The sequence below is a fragment of the Rhizobium ecuadorense genome, from assembly GCF_001187535.1.
Taxonomy (GTDB): Bacteria; Pseudomonadota; Alphaproteobacteria; order Rhizobiales; family Rhizobiaceae; genus Rhizobium; species Rhizobium ecuadorense.
The window spans coordinates 1-238 of the sequence record NZ_LFIO01001429.1; the positions used below are offsets into that span (position 1 = coordinate 1).

The window sequence follows — 238 nt, forward strand, 5'->3', positions numbered from 1 at the left end:
CCTCGATGGATGTGCCGCCGAAACCCTTCTGCAAGACTGCCGCTTCGGCCACATCGAGGATGCGGGTCCGCGTTTCCTCGCCCTTTCGCATGTCCCCTCCTGTACCGACGGTACAGTTTTCAGCGCCGCACCTTCAGGCTTGCTTGCGCCCCCGGCAGCATCGGTTGAAGCAAGCAATTGATATCAATCGGCAAAAACCAAAACCACCTGGAGTATACCGCAAGTCGCCTAGTTTGGC

General features: G+C 58.0%; 1 pseudogene. It reads right to left on the minus strand.

The annotated features are described in order from the left end of the window. A pseudogene (locus tag AF337_RS42760) lies at nucleotides 1-91 on the minus strand (TetR/AcrR family transcriptional regulator); the annotation flags it as partial. Nucleotides 92-238 lie beyond the last annotated feature (147 nt).